The 22,798-nt window shown below is 70.2% G+C and carries 24 protein-coding genes; 14 read left to right on the top strand and 10 right to left on the bottom strand.

What is annotated here, in order from left to right:
• Position 1: 1 nt before the first annotated feature.
• From BLT62_RS06340 to BLT62_RS06330, 3 genes are all read right to left on the bottom strand, one after another.
• Positions 2-970: an ABC transporter substrate-binding protein gene (locus tag BLT62_RS06340; protein WP_083363301.1), complete on the bottom strand. Its 969-nt coding sequence runs from the start codon at positions 968-970 to the stop codon at positions 2-4.
• Positions 971-1,099: 129 nt separating this feature from the next.
• Complete coding sequence (locus tag BLT62_RS06335; protein WP_083363300.1) at positions 1,100-1,921, bottom strand: ABC transporter ATP-binding protein; 822 nt, start codon at positions 1,919-1,921, stop codon at positions 1,100-1,102.
• Between the two features lie 138 nt (positions 1,922-2,059).
• Positions 2,060-3,487 carry an amidase gene (locus BLT62_RS06330; RefSeq protein WP_083363299.1) on the bottom strand — a complete coding sequence of 476 codons (1,428 nt, stop codon included), beginning with the start codon at positions 3,485-3,487 and terminating at the stop codon, positions 2,060-2,062.
• Positions 3,488-3,580: 93 nt separating this feature from the next.
• Between BLT62_RS06330 and BLT62_RS06325 the strand changes: the two genes are divergently transcribed.
• Positions 3,581-4,066, top strand: a complete 486-nt coding sequence (locus tag BLT62_RS06325; RefSeq protein ID WP_083363298.1) for a hypothetical protein — start codon at positions 3,581-3,583, stop codon at positions 4,064-4,066.
• Between the two features lie 24 nt (positions 4,067-4,090).
• Here BLT62_RS06325 and BLT62_RS06320 read toward each other — a convergent pair whose 3' ends face one another.
• Positions 4,091-5,509 carry an HNH endonuclease signature motif containing protein gene (locus BLT62_RS06320; protein WP_083363297.1) on the bottom strand — a complete coding sequence of 473 codons (1,419 nt, stop codon included), beginning with the start codon at positions 5,507-5,509 and terminating at the stop codon, positions 4,091-4,093.
• A 343-nt stretch (positions 5,510-5,852) separates the two neighbouring features.
• Here BLT62_RS06320 and BLT62_RS06315 point away from each other — a divergent pair, with 343 nt between their 5' ends.
• From BLT62_RS06315 to BLT62_RS06300, 4 genes are read left to right on the top strand one after another with little or no spacing between them, the layout of a single operon-like run.
• Positions 5,853-6,299 carry a GntR family transcriptional regulator gene (locus tag BLT62_RS06315; RefSeq protein ID WP_156786259.1) on the top strand — a complete coding sequence of 149 codons (447 nt, stop codon included), beginning with the start codon at positions 5,853-5,855 and terminating at the stop codon, positions 6,297-6,299.
• Positions 6,296-7,198, top strand: a complete 903-nt coding sequence (locus BLT62_RS06310; RefSeq protein ID WP_083363296.1) for an ABC transporter ATP-binding protein — start codon at positions 6,296-6,298, stop codon at positions 7,196-7,198. Before BLT62_RS06315 ends, BLT62_RS06310 begins: the two co-directional genes overlap by 4 nt.
• Positions 7,199-7,217: 19 nt before the next feature.
• Positions 7,218-7,943, top strand: a complete 726-nt coding sequence (locus tag BLT62_RS06305) for a hypothetical protein (protein WP_083363295.1) — start codon at positions 7,218-7,220, stop codon at positions 7,941-7,943.
• 20 nt (positions 7,944-7,963) lie between these two features.
• Entirely contained in the window at positions 7,964-8,173 is a 210-nt protein-coding gene (locus BLT62_RS06300; RefSeq protein WP_083363294.1) for a hypothetical protein, read from the top strand.
• On the opposite strand, the gene BLT62_RS06295 is transcribed toward BLT62_RS06300, so the two are convergent.
• The gene (locus BLT62_RS06295; RefSeq protein WP_083363293.1) at positions 8,170-8,643 is read right to left on the bottom strand and encodes a hypothetical protein; all 474 of its coding nucleotides are present in this window, start codon (positions 8,641-8,643) and stop codon (positions 8,170-8,172) included. The two genes, BLT62_RS06300 and BLT62_RS06295, sit on opposite strands and share 4 nt — an antisense overlap.
• A 61-nt stretch (positions 8,644-8,704) precedes the next feature.
• Here BLT62_RS06295 and BLT62_RS06290 point away from each other — a divergent pair, with 61 nt between their 5' ends.
• A complete protein-coding gene (locus tag BLT62_RS06290; protein WP_083363292.1) occupies positions 8,705-9,007 on the top strand; it encodes a hypothetical protein in 303 nt (100 codons plus the stop codon).
• A gap of 143 nt (positions 9,008-9,150) precedes the next feature.
• Entirely contained in the window at positions 9,151-9,981 is an 831-nt protein-coding gene (locus BLT62_RS06285) for an SDR family NAD(P)-dependent oxidoreductase (protein ID WP_083363291.1), read from the top strand.
• Between the two features lie 10 nt (positions 9,982-9,991).
• Here the strand turns inward: BLT62_RS06285 and BLT62_RS06280 are convergent, their stop codons facing one another.
• From BLT62_RS06280 to BLT62_RS06265, 4 genes are all read right to left on the bottom strand, one after another.
• Positions 9,992-10,984 carry an IS481 family transposase gene (locus BLT62_RS06280; RefSeq protein ID WP_083363290.1) on the bottom strand — a complete coding sequence of 331 codons (993 nt, stop codon included), beginning with the start codon at positions 10,982-10,984 and terminating at the stop codon, positions 9,992-9,994.
• A 128-nt stretch (positions 10,985-11,112) separates the two neighbouring features.
• Positions 11,113-11,691 carry a GNAT family N-acetyltransferase gene (locus tag BLT62_RS06275; RefSeq protein WP_083363289.1) on the bottom strand — a complete coding sequence of 193 codons (579 nt, stop codon included), beginning with the start codon at positions 11,689-11,691 and terminating at the stop codon, positions 11,113-11,115.
• A 23-nt stretch (positions 11,692-11,714) separates the two neighbouring features.
• Entirely contained in the window at positions 11,715-12,428 is a 714-nt protein-coding gene (locus BLT62_RS06270; protein ID WP_083363288.1) for a uracil-DNA glycosylase, read from the bottom strand.
• A gap of 4 nt (positions 12,429-12,432) precedes the next feature.
• Positions 12,433-12,942, bottom strand: coding sequence for a phosphoribosyltransferase (locus BLT62_RS06265; protein WP_083363287.1), 510 nt, complete (start codon positions 12,940-12,942; stop codon positions 12,433-12,435).
• Between the two features lie 76 nt (positions 12,943-13,018).
• Between BLT62_RS06265 and BLT62_RS06260 the strand changes: the two genes are divergently transcribed.
• Positions 13,019-14,536, top strand: a complete 1,518-nt coding sequence (locus BLT62_RS06260) for an MFS transporter (protein WP_083363286.1) — start codon at positions 13,019-13,021, stop codon at positions 14,534-14,536.
• A 173-nt stretch (positions 14,537-14,709) separates the two neighbouring features.
• On the opposite strand, the gene BLT62_RS06255 is transcribed toward BLT62_RS06260, so the two are convergent.
• Positions 14,710-15,504, bottom strand: coding sequence for an SDR family oxidoreductase (locus tag BLT62_RS06255; RefSeq protein WP_083363285.1), 795 nt, complete (start codon positions 15,502-15,504; stop codon positions 14,710-14,712).
• Between the two features lie 101 nt (positions 15,505-15,605).
• Between BLT62_RS06255 and BLT62_RS06250 the strand changes: the two genes are divergently transcribed.
• The 6 genes from BLT62_RS06250 (at position 15,606) to BLT62_RS06225 (ending at position 22,773) form a co-directional block, all read left to right on the top strand.
• The gene (locus BLT62_RS06250; protein WP_083363284.1) at positions 15,606-16,697 is read left to right on the top strand and encodes an acyltransferase family protein; all 1,092 of its coding nucleotides are present in this window, start codon (positions 15,606-15,608) and stop codon (positions 16,695-16,697) included.
• A gap of 137 nt (positions 16,698-16,834) precedes the next feature.
• Positions 16,835-18,166, top strand: a complete 1,332-nt coding sequence (locus tag BLT62_RS06245) for a bifunctional o-acetylhomoserine/o-acetylserine sulfhydrylase (RefSeq protein WP_083363283.1) — start codon at positions 16,835-16,837, stop codon at positions 18,164-18,166.
• Positions 18,167-18,258: 92 nt separating this feature from the next.
• Positions 18,259-19,479, top strand: coding sequence for a homoserine O-acetyltransferase MetX (gene metX / locus BLT62_RS06240; protein ID WP_083363282.1), 1,221 nt, complete (start codon positions 18,259-18,261; stop codon positions 19,477-19,479).
• Positions 19,480-19,517: 38 nt separating this feature from the next.
• Positions 19,518-20,807 carry a sensor histidine kinase gene (locus tag BLT62_RS06235; RefSeq protein ID WP_231919370.1) on the top strand — a complete coding sequence of 430 codons (1,290 nt, stop codon included), beginning with the start codon at positions 19,518-19,520 and terminating at the stop codon, positions 20,805-20,807.
• Positions 20,804-22,072: a hypothetical protein gene (locus tag BLT62_RS06230; protein WP_083363281.1), complete on the top strand. Its 1,269-nt coding sequence runs from the start codon at positions 20,804-20,806 to the stop codon at positions 22,070-22,072. Before BLT62_RS06235 ends, BLT62_RS06230 begins: the two co-directional genes overlap by 4 nt.
• A gap of 65 nt (positions 22,073-22,137) precedes the next feature.
• Entirely contained in the window at positions 22,138-22,773 is a 636-nt protein-coding gene (locus tag BLT62_RS06225) for a response regulator transcription factor (RefSeq protein WP_269457802.1), read from the top strand.
• Positions 22,774-22,798: the final 25 nt, after the last annotated feature.

Raw genomic sequence — 22,798 nt, 5'->3', positions numbered from 1 at the left:
GTTACTTCGAGACGACGGCGATGACGGCGTCGATGTAGTCGCTCATCGACGACGGGCCGCCGAACATCCAGATGCCGTCGGCGAGGCGGTGCACCTTGCCGCTCTGCACGAACGGCAGCGAGGTCCAGACGGCGTTCGTCGCGAGCTCGTTCTGGTAGACGTCGGCATCGCCGCTGGTGATGTAGAAGAAGTTCACGTCGCCGAGCACGGTGAGGCCCTCGACGTCGGTGGAGCCGAGGCCGTAGTCAGCGTCGCCCTCCTCGGCCCACGCGTTGACCATGCCGAGCTCCTCGGTGATCTCGGCGAGCAGCGCGCCCTGCGCGAACGGGCGGATCGAGACCTGGCCATTGGAGGCCCAGGCGTCGTTCATGAAGAACTCGGTTCCGGTGAGTCCGGCTGCCTCAACGGCGGCCTTGCCCTCGGCGACCTTGGCCTCGAAGTCGTCCATGAGCACCTCGGCCTGCTCCTCTGTGCCCGTCGCCGTGGCGATGTTGTCGAGGTTTCGCTCCATCTGGCCGATCGCGTCCTCGGCGTTGGCGCCGCGCACGACGAGCACGGGGGCGAACTCCTCGATTTGGGCGATGGCGGCTTCACTGAGGTCGGTGGTGGTGAGCACGAGGTCGGGGGCGAGGCCCGCGATGGCGTCGATGCTGGGCTCGCCGCGCTGGCCGACATCCGTGACGGACTCGTCGAGGTCCTCCGCCTTGACCCAGGTGGAGTAGCCCTCGACATCGGCGACGCCGATGGGCATCACGCCGAGCGCGACGAGGTTCTCCGCGGTGTTCCACTCGAGCGCGACGACGCGGCTGGCGGGGGCGTCGAGGGAGATGACCTGGCCGCGGTCGTCGGTGACGGTGATGGCCGCTTCGCCGGATGCGGCGGGCGCGGCGTCCTCGCTGGTGCCGCAGCCGACGAGCAGGACCGCGGTCGCGGCGGCGGTGATGGACAGGGCGATGGTGCGCTTGTTCATGGGTTCCTTGGGTGTTGTGGGGTCGGCGAACGGATTCGCCAGGGGATTTCGGGCATGCTGCTGCCCGGCCGGTGCGAGCCGTGCTGCTGCGGGGTGGTGGGCGGGGGCGTTTCCGGAGCGGTTGTGGCCCTAGGCGACCGCTCGTTCGGGGGCGCGCGCGGTGTTGTGCCGCCCGAGCGCGCGGGTGCGCAGCTGGCCGGAGCGCTCGTCGAGCTGCACCTCGACGCGGATGCCGTAGGCGGCGCTGAGCAGCTCGGTGGTGAGCACCCGCTCCGGGGATCCGGCGGCGCGGACCCGGCCGTCGGCCAGCAGCACGACGTGGTCGGCGATGGCGGCCGCCTGGTCGAGGTCATGCAGCACGACGCCGATCGTGACGCCGTGCACCTCGGCGAGGTCGCGGACCAGGTCGAGAAGTTCGACCTGGTAGCGCAGGTCGAGGTAGGTGGTCGGCTCGTCCAGCAGCAACACGCCGGTGCCCTGGGCCAGGCAGCTGGCCAGCCAGACGCGCTGCAGCTGGCCGCCGGAGAGGCGGTCCACGGGGCGCTCGGCGAGGGAGTCGACGCCGGTGACGGCCATCGCGTGCTCGATGGCGGCCGCGCCGTCGGCGTCGCCGCGGGTCCAGCGGCCGCGGTGCGGGTGCCGGCCGAACTCGACCACCTCGCGCACCGACAGCCCGGCCGGGGTCGGCCGGCTCTGTGCGAGCAGGGTGACCCGGCGGGCGAAGTCGCGCTGGCCGAGGCTCAGCGCGTCGAGCGGGTCTGCCCCATCCGCCGGCAGCTCGATGCGGCCGGACTGCGGGGCGTGCAGGCGGGCCAGCGCCCGCAGCAGCGTGGACTTGCCGCTGCCGTTGGGGCCGACGAGCGCGGTGATCTGACCGGGCGCGAGGGTGATGTCTGCCCCGTGCACAACGGCGGTGCCGTTGTAGGCGAGCGTGAGGTCAATTCCGAGCATGTTTACATATTAGGTAAGCCTTAGCTAATATTGTCAAGCCGAAAGAGGGAATTCCTCAGCACTGCCGCGAAACTCGCCCTGGCCGCCTGGCGTGCCTCCGGCGCGCCCTCGGTGCGCCCTCCGCACCTCACCAGCACCTCACCAGCTGGCCGGGTGGCGCCTCTCCCAGTGCACGCGGCGCTCGAGCTGTGCGCCGAGCGCGAGCAGCGTCGCCTCTCCCCCCGGCCGCCCGATCAGCTGCACGCCCATCGGCAGGCCGGCATCGGTCTCGGAGATCGGCAGCACGATCGCGGGCAGCCCGCTGACGTTGAGCATCGACGTGAACGGCGTGTACTGCACCTGTTGGGCGAAGTTGCGCTCTCCGTCGCCGGCGTCGTACCAGCCGATCGGGCGCGGCGTCATGGCCAGCGCCGGCGTGAGCACGGCGTCGAAGCGGGAGAGCTGGCGGATCAGCGAGCGCTCGTACGTGGCGAGCGCCTTGAGAGCCTCGGCGAGGGTGCGGGCGCTGAGGGCGCGGCCGCGGTGCATCAGCCACCGGGTGAGCGGCTCCAGCAGCTCCTCCTGCTCTGGCGTCTCGGCGGGGATGCTTGCGGCCCCGGCCTGCCAGATGGTGCGGAACGCGGGCGCGTAGCTCTCGTCGGGCTCCAGCGCGGTCTGCTCGATGCCGTGCCCCATGGCCGCGAACGCCGCCACGGCGGCATCCAGCGCCTGCAGCGCCTCGGGTGCGATGGTGATCTCGTAGGCGTCGTCCCAGGCGGATGTCGTCATCACCCCGAGCTGGAATCGCCCCTCCCCGCGCACCGCCGAGGCGAGGAACGGGCCGTCGCTGGCGGGCGCGCGGAGCGCGAAATGGTGGTCGGCCGGGTAGCCGTTCGGGGCGATCATGGCGTCCAGCAGCAGGGCGGCGTCGGAGACCGTGCGGGCGAGCGGCCCCGGCACGGCGAGACCGGCCAGGGAATCGAGGGCACTGCCGCCGGGCACCCGCCCGCGGGAGGGCTTCAGCCCGACGAGGCCGCAGGCCGCTGCCGGGATGCGCACGGACCCGCCGCCGTCGCTGCCGGGGGCGAAGGGAAGCATGCCGGATGCCACGGCGACGGCCGCTCCGCCGCTCGACCCGCCGGAGCCCCGGCTGGTGTCCCACGGGTTCCGCGCGGGCGGGCCCGCCAGGCTCTCGGTGTAGCTCGGCAGCCCGAACTCCGGTGTCGCCGTCTTGCCGAGGCTGACACCGCCGGCCGCGTCCAGGGCCTCGACGATCTCGTCCGAGATCGGGGGCACGAACCCGGTGAAGAGCCGGGAGCCGAAGCCGGTCGGCACGCCCGCGCGCATCTCCAGGTCTTTGTCGGCGAAGGGCAGCCCCCAGATCGGCGCCGGTCCGGGGCCGGATTCTTGTAATTCGGCGGCGCGGCTGCGGGCGGCATCCGCCGTCACGGTGACGAAGGCGCCCAGCTCGGGGTTCAGCCGCTCGATGCGGGCGAGGTAGTGCTCGGTGAGCTCGAGCGGCGAGAACTCGCCCCTCTGCAGTGCCTGCCACTGGTCGAGTGCGGTGAGATCGTGCAGTTCAGCCATGTCCAGAGCCTATTGCGGATGCCGAGGCGGTGAGCCCGCTCCGCCCACTACTGTTGGCCAGAACTGGAACGGGGGGGCACTGTGCGACGACTCGTGGATGTCCGCATCACGCGCTGGTACTTCAAGCTCTTGTACGTGGTCGGCGCGTGGCTTCTCGGCATTCCGGTTCTCGCGCTGCTCAATGCGCTCCACCTGCCGCCTGCAGCAGTCGACGCAGTGAGCGGGGCAGTTTCACTCGCGAGCGTCCTCCTCGGCGCACGGATCTTCCGCGGCCGCGGGGAGCCGGTCGCACCCCCTCGACCCTGGTGGAAGATGACGGCGCGGCCACGACTCAGCCGCGCACTCGGCGTCCTCTTCGCTCTGACTCCGGCATCGGCGGCGGCGGTCGCCATCGCCGCGGCATTCGGCGTGGACGCTGCATCCGAGGCGCTGGGCCGCTACACGGAGGCCGGGCTGTGGACGAGCGTTCTCGCGCTCACGGCGCTCGCGGCCTTGTACCTCAACTCTGCGGCACGGCTGCGGAGGCTCCCTGCCCTCCCCGTGGAACCGAAGTTCCGAACGCCGGGGGCCCTCCGCTAGCTGCCGCCCTGACTCCGGGGCGGCCTACTCGACGAGCACGGGCTGGCGCTCCCGCTGGTGTTCGAGGAGGTCGGCGAGCTGGGTGCGGGACCTCGTCGATCTTCGCCACGGCGTCTCGGCCTCGCTGCGTCCGTTCCGGAGCCAGGGCGGCGGTTTCACGTGCGGGACGCCGTCGATCATCAGGATCCGCCAGCCGCTGGTCTCGATCGTGCGGTGGTGATACCAGCACAGGAGGACTCCGTTGCAGGTCTCGGTCTCGCCGCCGTCCCGGTAGGCGATGACATGGTGGATCTCGGACCAGGCGGCCGGGATGGAGCAGCCGGGGATGATGCAGCCGCCGTCGCGGAGGCTGATCGCCCGGCGCTGGGCGGCGTTGAACACCCGATCGGTGCTGCTCAGGCTGACCAGGCGGCCGTCGCCGTCGATCAGGACGTGCTGCTGCCCGCCGGCGCAGACGAACTGCTCGACCGCCCGCAGGGAGATCGGCGCCTCGCAGCCCTCGATGAAACCGGACCCGGCCCCCGAGGCGAGGTCGGCCTGCCGGACCGAGACCAGCACGGTCGGGGCGGCCCCGCCCATGGTCGGGGCGGCGGCGCTGCGGGCGGCGCCGTCGATCAGGCTGGCGAAGACATCGTGCCGGGCCTGCGCGGTCGCCCGGGGGTCCTTCGGCTGGCCCGGGTCGGGATCGGCGAAGCTGGGCTTGCTGCGCGGGCTCAGGTAGGCGTTCAGCAGCGTCTCGAACTTGGCGTCGACCTCGGGCAGCAGCGCCATCCTGCGGTGCACCAACCCGTCCCGGGTCAGGCCGCCGCTGATGCCGCGCGCGGCCATCGCCCGCTCCTCAATCGGTTCGGTGCCGTCCTCGTCCAGGACGCTCTCCCAGACGCGGGCCTGCCCGCGCACCTCGTCGGCCGCGAACGGCAGTGGGGACTCGAGGGTGGGTCCGGTCGCCGCGGCGACGAGGGCGGTCTCGGCGTGTTCCACGTTGAGGTCGCCGACCCGGGCCCGGATCGGGTCCAGGGTGTCGATGATGGCGGCCGCGCTGTCGTAGCCGAGCGAACCGGCACGAAGGGCGTCGGCGACCTGCTCGAAGCGGGCCGGCATCGTGTCGCCGGTGAGCGCGACCCGGGCGCGGGTCGCCGCCCCGAGCCGCATCCGCTGCGTGATCGTGCGCTCGGACGCGAGCGTGGTCCGGGCGAGGAGCTCGACCCCGTTGCGGCAGCCCTTCTTCGCCGACAGCCGGTCCTCGCCGAGCTCGCGGCGGGAGCGGAACGCGACCTCCCCGGCCGCCCGGATGCGGAGCGCGTCGACGAGCCGGCCGACGGCCTCGGCCGTCGCGGTGAGCTCGAGCAGGGCGTCGTCGCGCAGCATCCGCTCATCGGATCCGGCGAGTGCGGCGGCGAGGAGGGACTGTGCCTCTGCCAGCTGCCCCGCCGCGTTTTCCATGCTCCTATTCTACGGCGGAATGCAAGCAATTCCCGAGAAAAATGCCTGATGTGGATAACTTTCCGCGGAATGTCGGTGGGGTGCGGTAGCGTCGGAAGTGGCGCCGCGTTCGGGCTGGAAACCGGGCTTCGGTCGCTCGTTCCTCGCTCCCTCAGCCGACGTGGAGAGAGAAGCTCAGCCGACGCGGAGACGCCTCGCACCCTCAGTCGACGCGGGGAGCGACGCGTGAGTTGCACGCCGGCCGGAGGAAGAGTCAGCGGGGGCTTGACAAAAGCACGGCTAGCTAGTTGGTTAGTTACATGAGTAATGAACCAGCGGGGCGAATGCGCAGAGGGGGACGATCGTGATCACCGACGAGCGACCGATCTTCATGCAGATCGCCGAGCGCGTCGAGAACGACATCATCGACGGCGCACTGCCCGAGGAGGGTCAGGTTCCTTCGACGAACGAGTTCGCCGCGTTCTACCGCATCAATCCGGCCACCGCCCTCAAAGGCGTCAACCTGCTCGTCGATGACGGCATCCTCTACAAGAAGCGGGGCATCGGCATGTTCGTCAGCAGCGGCGCACGCGAGCGGCTCGTCTCCAAGCGGCGCGATCGCTTCGTGCACGAGTACCTGCACCCGCTGCTCGCCGAGGCGGCCAAGCTCGGCATCTCCCCCACGCAGCTCGGCGAGCTCCTCCGCGACGAGGCCTCCGCCACGGCATCCGGGGCATCCACAGCAACCGCCATATCCGCAGCATCCACAGCAGCACCGACATCCGCCTCCCGGAAGGAGCAGCTCTCATGACCGACACCTCCGCTGTCGTCTCCGTCACTGCGCTGAGCAAGCGCTTCGGCTCCGTCACCGCGGTCGACTCCGTCGACTTCGAAGTGCGCGAGAACACCATCTACGGCCTGCTCGGCCGCAACGGCGCGGGCAAGACGACGCTCATGCAGCTGCTCACCGGGCAGGACTTCGCCAGCTCCGGCAGCATCAACGTGTTCGGCGCGAGCCCGGTCGAGAACGCGGAGGTGCTCTCCCAGATCTGCTTCATCAAGGAGAGCCAGAAGTACCCGGACGAGTTCCGCGCCAAGCACGTCTTCAAGAGCGCCCCGTGGTTCTTCACCAACTGGGATGCCGCCTTCGCGGAGGAACTGATCGAGGAGTTCAACGTTCCCCTCAACCGCCCGATGAAGAAGCTCTCCCGCGGCCAGCTCTCGGCGGTCGGCGTGATCGTCGGGCTCGCCTCCCGGGCGCCGCTCACCTTCTTCGACGAGCCCTACCTCGGCCTCGACGCCGTCGCCCGGCAGATCTTCTACGACCGCCTGCTGGCCGATTACTCCGAGCACCCGCGCACCGTCATCCTCTCCACCCACCTGATCGACGAGGTGAGCAACCTCCTCGAGCACGTACTTGTCATCGACCAGGGCCGCATCATCATCGACGAGGAGGCGGACACCCTGCGCGGCTCGGCCACCACCGTCGCCGGCACCCGCGCCGCGGTCGAGCGATTCACCGCCGGCCGGACGCTGCTGCACAGCGAGAGCATCGGCGGGCTGGCATCCGTCACGGTTCAGGGCCAGCTGAGCGCATTCGAACGAGCGGATGCCGCGGACTCCGGCCTCGAGCTGTTGCCCGTCTCCCTGCAGCAGCTGATCGTGCGCAGCACGAACACCTCCACCCATGACTTCCAGGCCTCGGCCTGAGCGCCGGAAAGGACATCCCATGACCCGCATCTGGAACGTGGTGCGCCTGCACCTCGTGAACCGCATGGCCTACGTCACGCTGCCCTGGATCATCCTCGGCTCCGCCTTCCTCATCACCATCGCCATCTGGATGATCCTGCGCTCCGTCGGCGTCACCAGCGGCTTCGACGGGTCGGCGAGCAGCCCGCAGTTCAGCGGCGCGCTGCTCTCGATCCTCATCTACCTGCTCGTGGCCGCCGTGATGGCCATCAACCTCACCTTCCCGTTCGCGCTCGGCTTCAGCGTGACGCGGCGCGATTTCTACCTCGGCACCGCGCTCACCTTCGGCCTGGTCTCGGCCGCCAACGCCGTGGTGCTCACCGTTCTCGCCTCGATCGAGCAGGCCACGAACGGCTGGGGCCTGAACGGGCGGCTGTTCACGGTTCCCTGGGGCGGCGGCGGCACACCCATCGAGCACTGGTTCGGCTTCTTCGCGCTGCAGCTGCTGTTCAGCTTCGCGGGCGCCGCGATCGCCACGATCTACATGCGCTGGCGCATCAACGGCATGGTCGTGTTCTGGGTGGTCGGCGGAGCGGCCCTCGTCGGCCTGTTCGCCCTGATCGCGTACACGAACAGCTGGGCGGCAATCGGCTCGTGGATGGCCGCTCACGGCACGACCGGGATGGCCGCGTGGTCGCTCGTCGTCTCCGCGCTGGCCGGGCTCGCCGGCTACGCGATGCTGCGCCGGGCGACGCCGAAGAACTAGCAGGATGCCAGAACGCGGGCATGGACAACGTCGCCGTGCCCGCGCTGCAGTCGCCGCCGTTGCCCGCCCTCGGCATCGGCATCGGCATCGGGCTGTTGCTGCGCTACAGCGTGATCAGGGTCGCGGTCGCGAGGGGGCTGCGCGACCAGGACAACTGGCTCGAGCGCAAGCGCCAGAACTCCCGCGAGCACGTCGGGCTCGCCGCCGAGGCCGTGCCGCCCCGCCTCTAGTCTTCGTCGGCGGGCCCGGCGTCGAGGTCGGACTCGCCGACGAGTTCGGGCCAGAGCTCCGCCTCGATCTCGCTCAGCAACGCGTGAAAGCCGTAGGGCGCCTCGGCGAGCACACGGCGCCCGGCGATCGGCCCGGCCCAGTGCCAGCTCTGGGCGACGTTCACGATCTCGTACTCGAGCCGGGTGCCCGGTGCTGCGGCATCCGCACCCGCGTCGGTGCCAGCGTCGGTGCCCGCGTCGGCCGGCTCCGCCATCACCCGGTACTCGCCGCGGTACCACCAGCCGCCCTGCTGCACGATCTCCTGCCCGGAGGCGTCGACGGTGACGCCGGGCGCGGCGCTCATCTTCTGCTGGATCGCCGAGAAGACGGCATCCGGGGCGGCATCCAGGTGCCCGGCGAAGGAGCGCAGCACGGTGTGGCGCGGGGGGCGGCCGGTCGGAAGCGCGGGGTGGGACTGAGACGAGGGCATCCCCCGATTCTAGTTTCCGAGGCCACGGCACCGGTCCGTGCCGATGGCCTAGTCTCGCGACATGAGCGAATTCGGCGCTGCCCACCGGCTTGACCCCCGCCACCGAGCCTGGCTGCGGATCGGCGTCGTGCTCGCCGCGCTGCTCGTGCTCACGGGCGTGGTGCTGCTGCTCCTGCCGACCGAGCAGACCACCGTCGGCTGGTTCGCCTATGCCCCGCTCCCCGAGACGGTGTTCAGACCGGATGCCGGCGTGCTCCTGTCCCCGCGCGCGGTGCTCGGCCTGGTGCTCGCGACCCTCGGTGCGCTCGCCCTGGCCGCCTGGGGCGGCTGGGCCTTCGCCCGGCGCGGCCTGGCGCGCGGCTAGTCCGGCCAGGGCTGCAACAGCCCGCCGCCGGGAAAAGCAGGAGGAGAGCACTGCGACCCCCGCAGGCAGGCTCCGCCGTGCGCTCCTCCTGTTTTTTCGACGCGATCACGGTCGTGCGGGGCCCCGGGGTCTAGCCTGAAAACATGACTCGTTTCGTCTTCAACCCGATGGGCACGACGGTGCTCATCACCGGCGCGAGCAGCGGTCTCGGCGCCGCGTTCGCCCGGGAGTTCGCCTCCCGCGGCGCCGACCTCGTGCTCGTGGCCAGACGGCTGGAACGCCTGGAGGCCCTCGCCGTCGACCTCGCCGAGCGCTTCGGCACGGTCTCGACCGTCATCCCGCTCGACCTGACCGCCCCGGATGCCGTGAACACCCTCGTCGCCGACCTCCGTCAGCGCGACATCCAGATCGCCACCCTCGTCAACAACGCCGGCTTCGGCAGCTACGGGCGCTTCGGCGCGCTCGAGCCGCAGCGGCTGCACAACGAGGTGCAGCTGAATGTGCTCGCGCTCACCCAGCTCACCCGCGCCCTCTGGCCGGAGCTGCTTAGGCACGCCCGCACCGCGCCGGCGACCGGCGCGGTGATCAACGTGGCGAGCACGGCCGCGTTCCAGCCGGTGCCGTTCATGTCGGTGTACGCGGCGACGAAGGCCTACGTGCTGAGCTTCTCGGAGGGGCTCTGGTCCGAGGCGAAGGGAACCGGGCTCAAGGTGCTCGCGCTCTGCCCGGGCCCGACCGCCACCGAGTTCAAACAGGTTGCCGGCAGCGAGGGCGTCTCGTTCGGCGCCCCGCAGAGCGGCGCCGAGGTGATCGAGACGGCGTTCCGCGCCCTCGACCGGCGCTCGACGCCGCCGCGGGTCGTCAGCGGGCTGGGCAACGCGTTCTCGGCGCGGGCCGTTCGCCTGGTTCCGCAGCGCTCGCTCCTGACGACGCTCGGCCGGGTGACGAACCCGGCGCGACGGGCGTCGCGGTAGCCGCGGCGCGCTAGCTGTACTGCCCAGCAAGGTTGGTTAACCGGCTGATGGGTGGTTTGCTCCCGATGGCCGTGTGGGGCCTGTGGTGATTGTATTCGTGGAGCCAGACCGGGAGGGCGTTCCGGCGGGCTGACTCGGACGCGTAGAACCGTGAGAATGCCCAGCCGTCGGCGAGGGTGCGGTGGAAGCGTTCGATCTTCCCGTTGGTCTGTGGCCGGTAGGGGCGGGTCTTCTTGGGTGTGATGTTCAACTCGGTGCAGGTGTCGCGCCAGAGGTGGGACTTGTAGGCAGAGCCGTTGTCGGAGAGGACCCGTTCGACCGTGATGCCTCGGGCGGCGAACCAGGACACGGCCCGGCGGAGCACACCCACGGCGGTGACCGCTTGCTCGTCGGCGTGGATCTCGGCGTAGGCGACGCGGGAGTGGTCGTCGATGACGGTGTGCACGAACGCCGTCCCGACCAGCGGCTGCCGGCGCTTGCTCCGGCCCGCGCCAACGGTCGCGGCCCGGTTCTTGCCGCCCTGCTGCTTGCCCAGGTAACGCCAGCCGCCGCCATCGGGGATGTTGCCGAGCTTCTTCACGTCGACGTGGATCATCGCCCCCGGCTTGTCGTGCTCGTAGCGCCGCACGACTTCCCCGGTGCGCTTGTCGACGTGACTCAACCGGTTCAGCCGGCACCGGGTCAACACGGCGTGCACGGTCGACGCGGGCATGCCCACTTTCGCGCCGATCGCGACCGGCCCCAAACGCTTCTTCCACCGCAGATGCACGATCTTCCGCACCAGCCGCTGCGGGGTCCTGTTCGGGTTCCGGTGCGGCCGGGAGGAGCGGTCCTGCATGCCGTCCTCACCCATCGCCGCGTAACGTTCAGCCCACCGCTTGGCGGTCGGCCAGGAGCAGTTGAACTGTCTCGCGGCCTGCGAGATCGGCCAACGGTCGTCCACGATCAGGCGCGCCATGCGCAGCCTTTGGCGTGGAGTCAGCGCAGCGTTAGCGTGGGACATGAGGGCCTCCTGGTCTCGCAGAACTGGTTTCTAAGCAGCTCCACTCTGCAGCAGGAGGTCCTCACTCATTCCCGAAGGACTACAGCGAGTCGTCACACCGATTCAACCAACGTCCCTGGGCAGTACAGCTAGCCGAGCGAGAGCTGCATCATCACGATGCCGAGCCAACGCTCGAACTTGTAGCCGACGCGGCCCATCCGTCCGGTCTCCCGGAAGCCGAACTCCCGGTGCAGCGCGAGGGACGCTTCCGCGCCCTGGTCGGCGATGACGGCGACCATCTCCTTGAGGCCGGCATCCGCCGAGCGCTCGATGAGGTCGGCCAACAGCACCCGTCCGAGGCCCTTGCCCGTGGCGGCCGGGCCCAGGTAGATCGAGTTCTCCACGGTGAAGCGGTAGGCGCGCTTCTGCTTCCACGGCGCGACCAGCGCGTAGCCGAGGATCTGGTCCGTCGGCGAGATCGCGACGACGAACGGCATCCCGAGCTTCTGGAGGTAGGCGAACTTGTCGCGCCACTCGGCCAGCGTCATGGCGTCCTCGTCGAAGGTGACCGTCGAGTTCGCCACGTAGTAGTTGTAGATCTCGCGCACAGCAGGCATGTCTGCTTCGACGGCCTCACGCAGGGTGAAGTCGAACGGCGCCTCCGGCGGCTCTGGCTTGCGCAGGCGGCGCGGCAGCGTGCGGCGCGGCTGGTATTCCTCTTCAAGCATGACGCCAGCGTAAACGAGCAGTATTAACGGAAGATTTCGAGGGTCTGTTGCTCGCTGACCTGGCTGCCGCCGAGCGACCAATCGATCGCCTCCGCGCCCTGTTCGAGCAGCAGCGCGTTGGCACGGCTGAACGGCCGGGAGCCGAAGAATCCGCGGCGGGCCGACAGCGGGCTCGGGTGCGCGGAGGCGATCACGGGGATGCCGCCGAGCAGCGGTTCCAGCGCCTGCGCGTCGTTGCCCCAGAGGATGGCGACGAGCGGCTGCTCCGGCGTGCGCGCGGCGAGCGACCGGATCAGCTGTTCGGTCACCGCCTCCCAGCCCTGCCTCCGGTGCGAGCCGGCCTCGCCGGGGCGCACGGTGAGCACCCGGTTCAGCAGCAGCACGCCCTGCTCGGCCCAGGAGCCGAGGTCGCCGTGCTCCGGCGTCGGGATGCCGAGGTCGCCCCGCAGCTCGGTGTAGATGTTGGCGAGGCTGCGCGGCAGCGGCCGCACGTGCGGCGCAACCGAGAAGGCGAGGCCCATGCTGTGCCCGGGCGTTGGGTACGGGTCTTGCCCGACGATGAGCACCCGCACGCTCTGTGGGTCGATGCGCAGCGCCCGCAGCACGGCAGCCGGGGCCGGCAGGTAACCGGCCTCCCCCGCGAGGAAGCGCTCGAGCCCGGCCAATTCCTCGGCGACGGGCCCGAGCGCGCGCAGCCATCCCTCGTGCACCGCGGAGCGGTCGAAGGTGACGGCCACGGGTCTAGACGGAGACGGGCGGCAGCGCCGACCAGGGGAAGACGATCCAGCCGGCCGTCTTGCGGTAGTAGAAGTTGGGCTCCAGCACCGTGTGCGGCTTGGTGTACAGCGTGGCGGTGCGCACCTCCGCGCCGTTCTCGGCCAGGATGCCGAGCACCTTGACCAGGGTGTGACCGGAGTCGGAGACGTCGTCGACGAGCAGCACGCGCTTGCCGGCGAGGGCCGGCGCGTCCAGCATCGGCGCGGCGAGCATCGGCTCGGGCAGGCGCTCGTTCACGCCGGTGTAGAACTCGACGTTGATCGAGCCACAGTTCTTGGTGCCGAGCGCGTAGGAGATGGCGCCGGCCAGCAGCAGGCCGCCGCGGGCGACGGCGATGACCACCTCGGGCACGAAGCCGCTCTTCAGCACATCCTCGGCCAAACCGCGCGAGGCGTCGGCGAAATCGGACCATTCGAGAATCTCTTTCTCGATGGTGGTGTTGGATCCTGCGGAGTCGTCTGCATCAAAGGCCATGGAGTAAGGGTAATCGCACTTTCCTGCGCACATTCTTGTGGTGCAGCCCGGATACCGCAGGCAGTAGCATCCGAGAATGACATCTGCAGCGACGGCGCGACGCGGCGCCCGCACCGCCGCGGGGGTGACCGCGGCCATCATCGGCTGGCTGTTCCTCGTGGAGATCACCAGTGGAATCCTGCAGGGGTACTACGTGCCGCTGATCCCCGACCTGGTCGACCACCTCGGCATCCACGACGCCGACTTCAACTGGTTCGAGGCCGCCCAGCTGCTGCTCTCCGCGCTCGTTGTGCCGATCCTCGCCAAGCTCGGCGACATGTACGGGCACAAGCGCATCCTGCTGACCTCCACCGTGTTGACCGCCGCGGCCAGCTGGTGGCTCGCCTTCGCCGGCGACTTCTGGAGCTTCCTCGCGGCGTGGGCACTGCAGGGCTTCTACGTGGTCTGGCTGCCACTGGAGGTGGCGCTGATCTTCGACAGGGGCCGCCGCTCCGGGCGCGGCCCGTCGCAGACGCGGCGCGCCGCCGGGCTGCTCGTCGTCGCGCTGGAGGCGGGTGCGATCATCGGCGCACTCAGCGCCGGACGCGTGTTCGCCGCGCTCGGCGAGGACGTCACCCTCACCCTGTTCGTGCCGGCGATCGCCGTCACCCTCGTGTTCTTCGCCATCCTGTTCGGCGTGCCGGAGTCCGAGCCGGGCACCGAGAAGCGCTCACTCGACGTCGTCGGCTTCTCGCTGCTCACGATCGGCCTGCTGCTGATCACCTCCGGACTCACCTTCATGCGCATCAACGGCCCGGAGACGCTCTGGGTCTGGGCGCTCATCGCCGTCGGCGTGCTCGCCTTCTGGCCGTTCGGCAAGTGGGAACTCAAGCAGGCCGACCCGGCCATCGACCTGCGCGTGATGCGCCAGCCGACCATGTGGCCGGTGCTGCTGACCGCCGGCCTCGTCGGCATCAGCCTGCTCGGCGCCCAGGCGCCGCTGGCCACGTATGCGGGCACCGACACCGTCAACGGCTACGGGCTCGGCCTGGACGCCTCCGACATCTCCACGCTCATCGGCGTCTACCTGATCTCGATGATCGTCGGCGCGCTGCTCTTCCCGCTCGTCTCCAAGCGGTTCAGCCCGCGGGTCGCCCTCATCGCCGCCGCGTTCCTCGTCGCCATCGGGTACCTGCTGTTCATCCCGTTCCACCTCGAGGTGTGGCAGGTGTTCCTCAACATGTGCATCGCCGGCATCGGCTCCGGCGCGCTCGTCGGCGCGCTGCCCGCGGCCGCCGCGGCCGCCGCCCCGCAGGGGCAGACCGGCGTCGCATCCGCCCTCACCAACACGACGAAGACCATCGGCGGATCGTTCGCGTCCGCCGTCTTCGGCGTCGTGCTGCTGGCGGGGGCCGCCTCGGCGGTCACCTCGACGGCGGCCAGCCTGGCCGGCTACATGGTGGTCTGGGCGGTCTGCGGCCTCGGCGCACTCGCCGCCGCCGTGCTGCTGTTCTTCGTGCCGAAGCTGGCGTTCGCCGACCCGGATGCCGCGGCGGATTCGACAAACGCAAGCAGCCCAGAGGGCGAACCCGTCCCCCTGCCGCTGGTCGAGTAGGCCCGCCGGGGCCGTACGAGACCCGGCTTCTCGCCGGAAGCCGGGTCTCGTGCGGGGTCTCGATACGCTCGTTCCTCGCTACTCGACCAGCGAGAAGTCGCAGTCGGGCGCGGAGCGCGGGACGTCGCAGACGGGCGCAGAGCGCGAGTCGGCGGCCGGGTCAGGCGGCGGGCTCAGCCGCGGGGGCGCAGCTCGCCCTTGGCGACGAGGTGCGGCGCCGACTGGGCGACCGGCTTGACCACGATCAGGTCGAGGTCCACGTGCGCCGGCCGGCCGAGCGCGTGCACGATCGTCTCGGCCACGTCGTCGGCGCTGAGCGGGTTCGGCACCTCGGCGTAGACGGCATCGGCCCTGGCCTGGTCGCCGCCGAAGCGCACCAGCGAGAACTCCTCGGTGTGCACCATGCCGGGGGCGATCTCGATCACCCGGATCGGCTCCCCGTTCAGCTCCAGCCGCAGCACAGCGGTCAGGGCGTGCGCGGCGAACTTCGCCGCGTTGTAGCCGCCGCCGCCCACGTAGGCCACGTGCCCGGCGATCGAGGTAACGGTGACGATGTCGGCGCCGCCGCCCTCCGCGCGCACGGTGTCCCGCAGCAGCGGCAGCAGGGTGCTGATCACGCGCTTGACGGCGATGACGTTCACCTCGAACATCCACTGCCAGTCGGCGGCATCCGAGCCCTCGACGCTGTCGAGGCCCTTCGCGCCGCCGGCGTTGTTCACCACGGCGTGCAACGGCCCGGTCTCGGCCAGGTGGGCGGCCAGGGCATCGACATCGGCCTGCCGGGTGAGGTCGGCGACGAAGAAGCTCGCCCCGGTCTCCGCGGCGAGCGCCGCCAGCCGGTCCTCGCGCCGGGCCACCCCGACGACGTCCCAACCAGCCGCGCGCAGCTGGCGCACGGTCGCCGCCCCGATCCCTGAACTCGCACCCGTCACCACTGCACGCCTCGTGCCACCACGCTTCATCGTCATGCCTCCCATTCTGCCGCCCGGCGCCGAACCACACAGACAAGAACCACAACGCACGGACAGACGCTGGGCCGCAGAGGCGAGACAGGAGAGAATGGGACGCGATGACCTCCCCCACCACAGCCAAGGCCAAACGCCGCGTCCCGCTCTGGGACAACGCCCGCTGGATCGCCATCACCCTGATGGTGATCGGCCACGGCATTCTCAAACTGATCTCCGAATCGGATGCCGCCTACGCGGTGTACCTGTTCATCTACGCCTTCCACGTGCCGATCTTCGTGACGGTGAGCGGCTACTTCGCCAAGTCGGCGACGCCGAACGGGCGTCAGATGAAGCGCATCATCACCGACATCCTGCTGCCCTACCTGATCTTCGAGACGATCTGGACGCTGATCCACTGGCTGGCTGGCGGCGCGTTCAAGCTCGACTACTCGAGCGCCAGCTGGACCCTCTGGTTCCTGCTCGCCCTCGCCGTCTGGCGTGTCGCCCTGCCCTACCTGGTGCTGCTGCGTTGGCCGCTGGCGATCGCCATCATCGGCTCGATCGGGGTCGGCTACGTCGGCAACGTCGACTCCCTGTTCGCCCTCTCCCGCACGCTCGGGCTGTTCCCCTTCTTCGTGCTCGGCTGGAGCCTGCGCCAGTGGCAGGTGACCGGCCGCTGGCTGACCATGCGGCCCGCCGTGCTCTGGCGCTGGCGGGCGGGCGCCATCGCCCTGTTCGCGCTGCTCGCCGTGGTCTGCTGGGTGGGCGTCGACACCTGGCGGGATCTCAAGCTCCGCCGCTTCCTGCTCTATGACGAGTCGTACGCAGCCATCGGCTACCCGGAGTGGTGGGCCGGCGGCATCCGGCTCGGCTTCATGCTGCTCGCCTTCGCCCTGGTCTTCGCCTTCCTGATGCTGATGCCGCGCCGCACCACCTGGTTCACCGGGCTGGGCGCCGCCACCATGTACATCTACCTGCTGCACTCCTTCGTGCTCTACCCGATCCGGGAGAGCGGGGTGCTGGCCGGCCCGCAGCCGTGGTGGGTGCTGCCCGGCATGATCGTGTTCTGCATCGCCCTCTCGGTCGTGCTCTCGATGCCGTTCATCCGGCGCGTGTTCCGGCCCCTCGTCGAGCCTCGCGCCGAGTGGTTGTTCCGGCGCTCGGAGGGCACGGCGACGGGCACGATCGTGCTGCCGAGGGGCGACAACCGCTAGGCCGGACCGGCGCACTGTTACACCCGAATCCCTAGTGTTACGACGAGTTGCGGCCTCCATTGCTGCGCACAGGGCTCAGGCTTAGGCTCACACTCGAGCGGTGGATGGTCCGCACGCTCTATAGGAGACAAACCCTCATGAGCGACAACACAAGCAACTGGAAGTTCGAAACCAAGCAGGTCCACTCCGGTGCCCGCCCGGACCCGGTGACCAACGCCAGGGCCACCCCGATCTACCAGACCACCTCGTACGTGTTCAACAACTCCGACCACGCGAAGAACCTCTTCGCGCTGGCCGAGTTCGGCAACATCTACACCCGCATCCAGAACCCGACGCAGGATGTCGTCGAGCAGCGCCTCACCGCCCTCGAGGGCGGAACCGGCGCGCTGCTGCTCTCCTCCGGCCAGTCCGCGGCAACCATCGCCGTGCTGAACATCGCCGAGGCCGGCGACCACATCGTCTCGTCGAGCTCCATCTACGGCGACACCTACAACCTGTTCAAGTACACGCTGGCCAAGCTCGGCATCGAGACCACCTTCGTCGAGAACCAGGACGACGCCGACGAGTGGCGCCGGGCTGTGCGCCCCAACACGAAGCTGTTCTTCGCGGAGACGATCGGCAACCCGAAGATCAACATCCTCGACATCGCCCTCGTCGCCGATGTCGCCCACGAGGGCGGCGTGCCGCTGATCGTGGACAACACCATCGCCACCCCGTACCTGATCCGCCCGTTCGAGCACGGCGCCGACATCATCATCCACTCCGCCACCAAGTTCCTCGGCGGCCACGGCACCGTCATCGGCGGCATCATCGTCGACGGCGGCACCTTCGAGTGGTCCAAGAACGTCGAGCGCTTCCCCGGCCTGACCGTGCCGGACCCCAGCTACCACGGCGCCAGCTACACGGCCGCCGTCGGCGACGGCCTGGCCTACATCATCAAGGCCCGTGTGCAGCTGCTGCGCGACCTCGGTGCGGCCATCGCCCCGGCGAGCGCCTGGCAGCTGATCCAGGGCATCGAGACGCTGTCGCTGCGCATCGAGCGCCACGTGCAGAACGCCCAGGACGTCGCCGAGTGGCTCGACAACCACCCCGACGTCGCGTCGGTCAACTACTCGGGCCTGCCCTCCAGCCCCTGGTACGGCGCCGCCAACAAGTACGCCCCCAAGGGCGTCGGCGCGGTGCTCTCCTTCGAGCTCAAGGGCGGCGTCGACGCCGGCCGCGCCCTCGTCGACAGCCTCACGCTGTTCAGCCACCTCGCCAACATCGGCGACGTGCGCTCGCTCGTGATCCACCCGGCATCCACCACCCACTCGCAGCTCTCGCCCGAGGCGCAGCTCTCCGCCGGCGTCACGCCCGGCCTGGTGCGCCTCTCGCTCGGCATCGAGAACATCGCCGACATCCTGGCCGACCTGGAGACCGGCTTCGCGGCCGCCCGCGCCGTCACCGACGCGGCCAACGCCAACGCCTAAACACCCCTGAAGAGCCGCCCGGGCTTGTTCAGCTGCGACACCGCAGCTGTAACAATGCCCGGGCCGCTCTGTTTCCACGCCACAATTGAGTCATGGATTGGCAGACTTCGGCGGATGTCGCGCCCTCGAGCTTCATCACGGAGGCCCAGGCGCGCACGCTGCTCGGCAAGGCGCCCGCAACGGGGGCCTGGCGCGAGGGAGACCCCGTCGGCAACCGCCGCTTCGTCGGCATCGGCGCCCGGCAGTTCGAGGCCGGCGGCACGCTTCCCTACGCCCGGATGGCCTACGAGAGCTGGGGCGAGCTGAACGAGGCGGCCGACAACGCCGTGCTCGTGCTGCACGCGCTCACCGGCGACAGCCACGTGGTCGGCGACTCCGGCCCCGGGCATGCCACCGCCGGCTGGTGGGGCGGCATCGTCGGACCGGGCAAGGCCGTCGACACCGACCGCTGGTTCGTGGTCGCCCCCAACATGCTGGGCGGATGCCAGGGCTCCACCGGCCCCGCCTCGCTCGCCCCGGACGGCAGCGAGTGGGGCACCCGCTTCCCGTTCCTGACCATCCGCGACCAGGTCGACGCCCAGGCCGCCCTCGCCGACGCCCTCGGCATCGACTGCTGGGCCGCCGTCATCGGCGGCTCGATGGGCGGCATGCACGCCATCGAGTGGGCCGTCGGGCGGCCGGAGCGGGTCGAGCGCCTGGCCGTGCTCGCCGCTCCCCCGGTGACGACGGCCGACCAGATCGCGTTGAACTCGGTGCAGATCGAGGCCGTGCGCACCGACCCGCTGTTCCAGGGCGGCGAGTACTACGACGCCGTCGCCGGAGACGGCCCGACCCGCGGCCTCGCCCTGGCCCGGCGGATGGCCATGCTCAACTACCGCAGCCACAGCGAGCTCAACGAGCGCTTCGACCGCAGCTGGCAGAGCGGCATCAGCCCGCTGGGCGACGGCGGCCGCTTCGCCGTCGAGTCCTACCTCGACTTCCACGGCAACAAGTTCACCCGCCGCTTCGATGCCAACAGCTACATCACGCTCGTCGAGGCGATGAACTCGCACGACATCGGCCGCGGCCGCGGCGGGATCCAGGCGGCGCTGGCCAGGGTCACCGCGACCAGCCTCGTGCTCGGCATCGACAGCGACCGGCTGTTCCCGCTGGACGGCCAGCAGGTGATCGCCGCGGGCCTGTCCGGCAACATCGACGGCGACGTCCCCGTCGAGCTCGTCTCGGAGTACGGCCACGACGGCTTCCTGATCGAGACGGAGTTCGTCGCCCAGCAGCTGCTGCGCCTCCTGCAGCCGGAGCAAGCCGCAGGATAGTCTGGGGGCGACCCCCGTCCCCTCCACCGGCAGGATCCATGCAGCGCATTCTGAAAGAGCGTGACCGGCTGCTTCGCCGGACCGTGCGGTATTCCGGTCTCGCCTCCTGCTTCCTCGCCGCCGTGTGCATCGTGCTGCCCGGAGGGGTGGCGCCGCTGACGCTGGTCTCGACGCTCGCGCTCGTCGCGATCACGGCCATCGCCCACTACTTCATTGGCGAGCGGGGCGCCCCTCTCTGGATGGCGATCTGCCTGATCGCCGGCAACTTCGCGATCCTGTTGCTCGGCGTGGACCCCGGGGCGGTCCGTGATGCGGGCGAGGCGCTCGATCCGGCGCTCAGCCATGACCCCAGCGTGGCGGCCGTCGCGGCGATCGCGGTGATCGGCTCCGGGGTCCTCGGTGCGCTGGCGCTCATGGCGACGATGAGCCGTTCCCGGCTGCTGCTGATCGCGGTCGGCTTCGCGCTGACCTGCCTGAGCGTCACCGTGGCATCCGCCCCGCGCGCGTTGCCCAGCTCGACCCCGCTGCTGCTCACCATCGCGGCGTGGGCGGCCATCGGCACGGCGGGCTGGTGGATCGCCCAGAGCGTTCCGCGGGTGATGCAGCGCATCGCCAGCATCGGCCGTGCCCACCGCGCGGAGCGGCTGGCCAGCGAGGCGGAGGCGCAGCGGCGCCAGGACGCCCGGCTGCTGCACGACACCGTGCTGGCCACCCTCACGCTGCTCGCGCACTCCGGGGTCGGGGTGAGCGCGGACGCGCTGCGGCACCAGGCGGCCAACGACGCGAAGCTGCTGCGGCAGCTGCGCCTCGGCGGGGTGCCCACCCCGCTCCGCTCCGGAACCTACAACCTCCAGCCCGTCGCCGAGTCGGCGCTCGGCAACACCCTCGAGTCGGTCAAGCAGCGCTTCGGCCGGATGGGCCTCGACGTCAAGTGGCACGGCAGCGGCCAGATCCTGCTGCCGAGCGCGGTGCTGGACGCCTTCCTCGGCGCCCTCGGCGAGTGCCTCGAGAATGTGCGCAGGCACGCCCAGGTCAGCGAGGCCGACGTCACGATCACCGACGACGAGCACACGCTGCGCGCCATGGTCACCGACGCCGGCGTCGGGTTCAACCTCGGCGACGTCGACCCGGCCCGGCTCGGCTTCGCCGAATCCGTCGTCGGCCGGCTCCGCGAGGTCGGCGGCAACGCCCGACTGTTCTCCTCCCCCGGATCGGGCACCACCGTCGTCCTGGAGGTTCCCAAGCACGACGAGGTGTTCGGCCACGACGAGGCCGCCGGATACGACGAGCCGTACGGGCACGAGCGGCATTTCGGCGGTGAGCGATGAGCAAGGCACGAACGGGTTCCGGCATCGAGGAGAACACCCTCGGTGTGATCGTCGGGCGCGAGCGCAGGCAGCGCGAGCCGCAGCGCACCTTCCGGCGCTCCGAGCGCACCGTTTCCACCACCAGGGCCAACCAGCGCGGCCTCGGCGGGCGCGACCTGGCCGGCGGCATGATCGCCGGCAGCCTGGTCATGGCCCTGTTCCTGGTCTGGCGCACGATCGAGCAGTGGACCTCCTACCCGACGCCCACGCTCGCCATCTCCGCCTGGCTGCTGCTGCTCGTGACGGCGGCCGGCGCGCTCCTCGGCGTCCTGCTCTGCGGCGGCACCATGCCCACCTGGCTGTTCACGCTGACCCTCGTCGGGCTGGCGGGCGTGGTGACGCTCGATCTCAGCGCCGTCGCCGCCGCCGCCGGCCTGAGCGTCTACCCGACCGCCGCCCTCGCCGCCGGCGTCATGATGACGCCCCTGGTCAGCGTGCGCGAGACCAGGGAGGTGATGGCCGCCACCGTCACGCTCGGCGCGGTGCTGCTCGTCGCCGCACTCGTCCAGGAGCGCAGCAGCCCGCTCACCCTGGGCCCCGAGCTGGTGGCGATCGCGATCGCCGTCTGGCTGCCCTTCATCGCGATCTCGGTGGTGCGCGCCTTCCGCCGGATGGTGCAGCTGGAGCTGGACCTGGTGCTGGTGCAGAGCACCGTCGACGCCCCGCGCCTGGCCGTGGGCATGCTGGCCTCCGAGGAGCTCGTGCGCCTCGACCTCGACGCCGAGCGGTTGCTCGACGATGTCGCAGAGGGCAGGACGGCGCTGCCGCTGCATCCGGATGCCGCCGGCGCCGCCTCGCAGCTGGCCACCCAACTGCGCCTGCACCTGGTGGAGGGGCGCAAGAAGACCTGGCTGCACAACGCCATCACCGAGTCGGAGTTCCTGGCGCCCGCCGTCTCGCTGGACGACCCGGGGAGCCTGGCCGGCCTGCTCTCCCCCGCGCAGCGCGACGCCATGCTGACGGCGGTCTGGCTGCTGGTGAGCGACTCCAAGCGGCACGACGTGATGCTGCACATCGACATCGGCCCGCGCGCCCCGTCGACGGCCGGTTCGCCCAGAAAGATCCGGTTTCCGGTATTTCTTCATGCGACCGGTGTGCCACGGCGCAGGGTAGACGCCGCGGCATGGGAAGCTATCTCTAACGTTGGCCCGCATTCGGAATACACGCGCAAGGGAGACCTGCACGTGGAGATAGAGTGCATGGTCGACAACCCGGTGGATGCGTAGGGTATCAGGGGCATCGGAACGTGCATGTGCACAAGGAGGAACGCGTGGGAAACCAGGCTCATAAGATTCGCTTGGCCGTCGTCGACGACCACAAGATGCTGCTTGGCGCCCTGACCGAGTGGATCAGGGGTGCGGCGACCGACATCGATCTCGTCATCGCCGCGACGACCTGGCCGGAGCTGCTCTCGCACCCGCAGTTCCCCGTCGACGTCGTGCTGCTCGACCTGGACCTCAAGGACAACATCCCGATCTCCCTGAAGATCTCCACCCTCAAGACCACGGGTGTGAAGACGGTGCTGATGAGCACCTACTCCGAGCCCACCGTCGTGCGCGAGGCCCTCGCCGCCGGCGCCCTCGGCTACCTGGTGAAGACCGAGGAAGCCGACATGATCGTCGAGGCGATCCGCGCCGCCCACAAGGGCGAGTCCTACATCTCCGAGGAGCTCGACCTGGCCCTGACCGCTGGGGGCCGCGGCGACACGCCTCGATTGAGCGCGCAGGAGCGCCGCGTCATGGCCCTCTACGGAGCGGGCGAGCCCGTGAAGGCCGTCGCCTTCCAGCTCGGCATCTCCGAGGAGACGGCGAAGTCGTACCTCAAGCGCATCCGCGAGAAGTACCGGGTGGCCGGTTTCGACGTGGGCACCAAGGTTGCCCTCCGCAAGCGCGCCATCCAGGACGGAATCCTGCTGCAGACCGACTAGGCGCAGCCGCCCGTCAACGCAGGAA

Origin of the sequence: Microterricola viridarii (assembly GCF_900104895.1) — a bacterium.
Lineage (GTDB): Bacteria > Actinomycetota > Actinomycetes > Actinomycetales > Microbacteriaceae > Microterricola > Microterricola viridarii.
The sequence above is the reverse complement of the archived record's forward strand: the minus strand, read 5'-3'. Positions and strand labels throughout refer to the sequence as shown.

What these genes read in the sequence shown, in the direction of transcription:
- BLT62_RS06340 (WP_083363301.1), bottom strand. Translation starts at nt 970, where the DNA reads ATGAACAAGCGCACCATCGCCCTGTCCATCACCGCCGCCGCGACCGCG.
- BLT62_RS06335 (WP_083363300.1), bottom strand. Translation starts at nt 1,921, where the DNA reads ATGCTCGGAATTGACCTCACGCTCGCCTACAACGGCACCGCCGTTGTG.
- BLT62_RS06330 (WP_083363299.1), bottom strand. Translation starts at nt 3,487, where the DNA reads ATGGCTGAACTGCACGATCTCACCGCACTCGACCAGTGGCAGGCACTG.
- BLT62_RS06320 (WP_083363297.1), bottom strand. Translation starts at nt 5,509, where the DNA reads ATGGAAAACGCGGCGGGGCAGCTGGCAGAGGCACAGTCCCTCCTCGCC.
- BLT62_RS06310 (WP_083363296.1), top strand. Translation starts at nt 6,296, where the DNA reads ATGACCGACACCTCCGCTGTCGTCTCCGTCACTGCGCTGAGCAAGCGC.
- BLT62_RS06305 (WP_083363295.1), top strand. Translation starts at nt 7,218, where the DNA reads ATGACCCGCATCTGGAACGTGGTGCGCCTGCACCTCGTGAACCGCATG.
- BLT62_RS06300 (WP_083363294.1), top strand. Translation starts at nt 7,964, where the DNA reads ATGGACAACGTCGCCGTGCCCGCGCTGCAGTCGCCGCCGTTGCCCGCC.
- BLT62_RS06295 (WP_083363293.1), bottom strand. Translation starts at nt 8,643, where the DNA reads ATGCCCTCGTCTCAGTCCCACCCCGCGCTTCCGACCGGCCGCCCCCCG.
- BLT62_RS06290 (WP_083363292.1), top strand. Translation starts at nt 8,705, where the DNA reads ATGAGCGAATTCGGCGCTGCCCACCGGCTTGACCCCCGCCACCGAGCC.
- BLT62_RS06285 (WP_083363291.1), top strand. Translation starts at nt 9,151, where the DNA reads ATGACTCGTTTCGTCTTCAACCCGATGGGCACGACGGTGCTCATCACC.
- BLT62_RS06280 (WP_083363290.1), bottom strand. Translation starts at nt 10,984, where the DNA reads ATGTCCCACGCTAACGCTGCGCTGACTCCACGCCAAAGGCTGCGCATG.
- BLT62_RS06275 (WP_083363289.1), bottom strand. Translation starts at nt 11,691, where the DNA reads ATGCTTGAAGAGGAATACCAGCCGCGCCGCACGCTGCCGCGCCGCCTG.
- BLT62_RS06265 (WP_083363287.1), bottom strand. Translation starts at nt 12,942, where the DNA reads ATGGCCTTTGATGCAGACGACTCCGCAGGATCCAACACCACCATCGAG.
- BLT62_RS06260 (WP_083363286.1), top strand. Translation starts at nt 13,019, where the DNA reads ATGACATCTGCAGCGACGGCGCGACGCGGCGCCCGCACCGCCGCGGGG.
- BLT62_RS06255 (WP_083363285.1), bottom strand. Translation starts at nt 15,504, where the DNA reads ATGACGATGAAGCGTGGTGGCACGAGGCGTGCAGTGGTGACGGGTGCG.
- BLT62_RS06250 (WP_083363284.1), top strand. Translation starts at nt 15,606, where the DNA reads ATGACCTCCCCCACCACAGCCAAGGCCAAACGCCGCGTCCCGCTCTGG.
- BLT62_RS06245 (WP_083363283.1), top strand. Translation starts at nt 16,835, where the DNA reads ATGAGCGACAACACAAGCAACTGGAAGTTCGAAACCAAGCAGGTCCAC.
- metX (WP_083363282.1), top strand. Translation starts at nt 18,259, where the DNA reads ATGGATTGGCAGACTTCGGCGGATGTCGCGCCCTCGAGCTTCATCACG.
- BLT62_RS06235 (WP_231919370.1), top strand. Translation starts at nt 19,518, where the DNA reads ATGCAGCGCATTCTGAAAGAGCGTGACCGGCTGCTTCGCCGGACCGTG.
- BLT62_RS06230 (WP_083363281.1), top strand. Translation starts at nt 20,804, where the DNA reads ATGAGCAAGGCACGAACGGGTTCCGGCATCGAGGAGAACACCCTCGGT.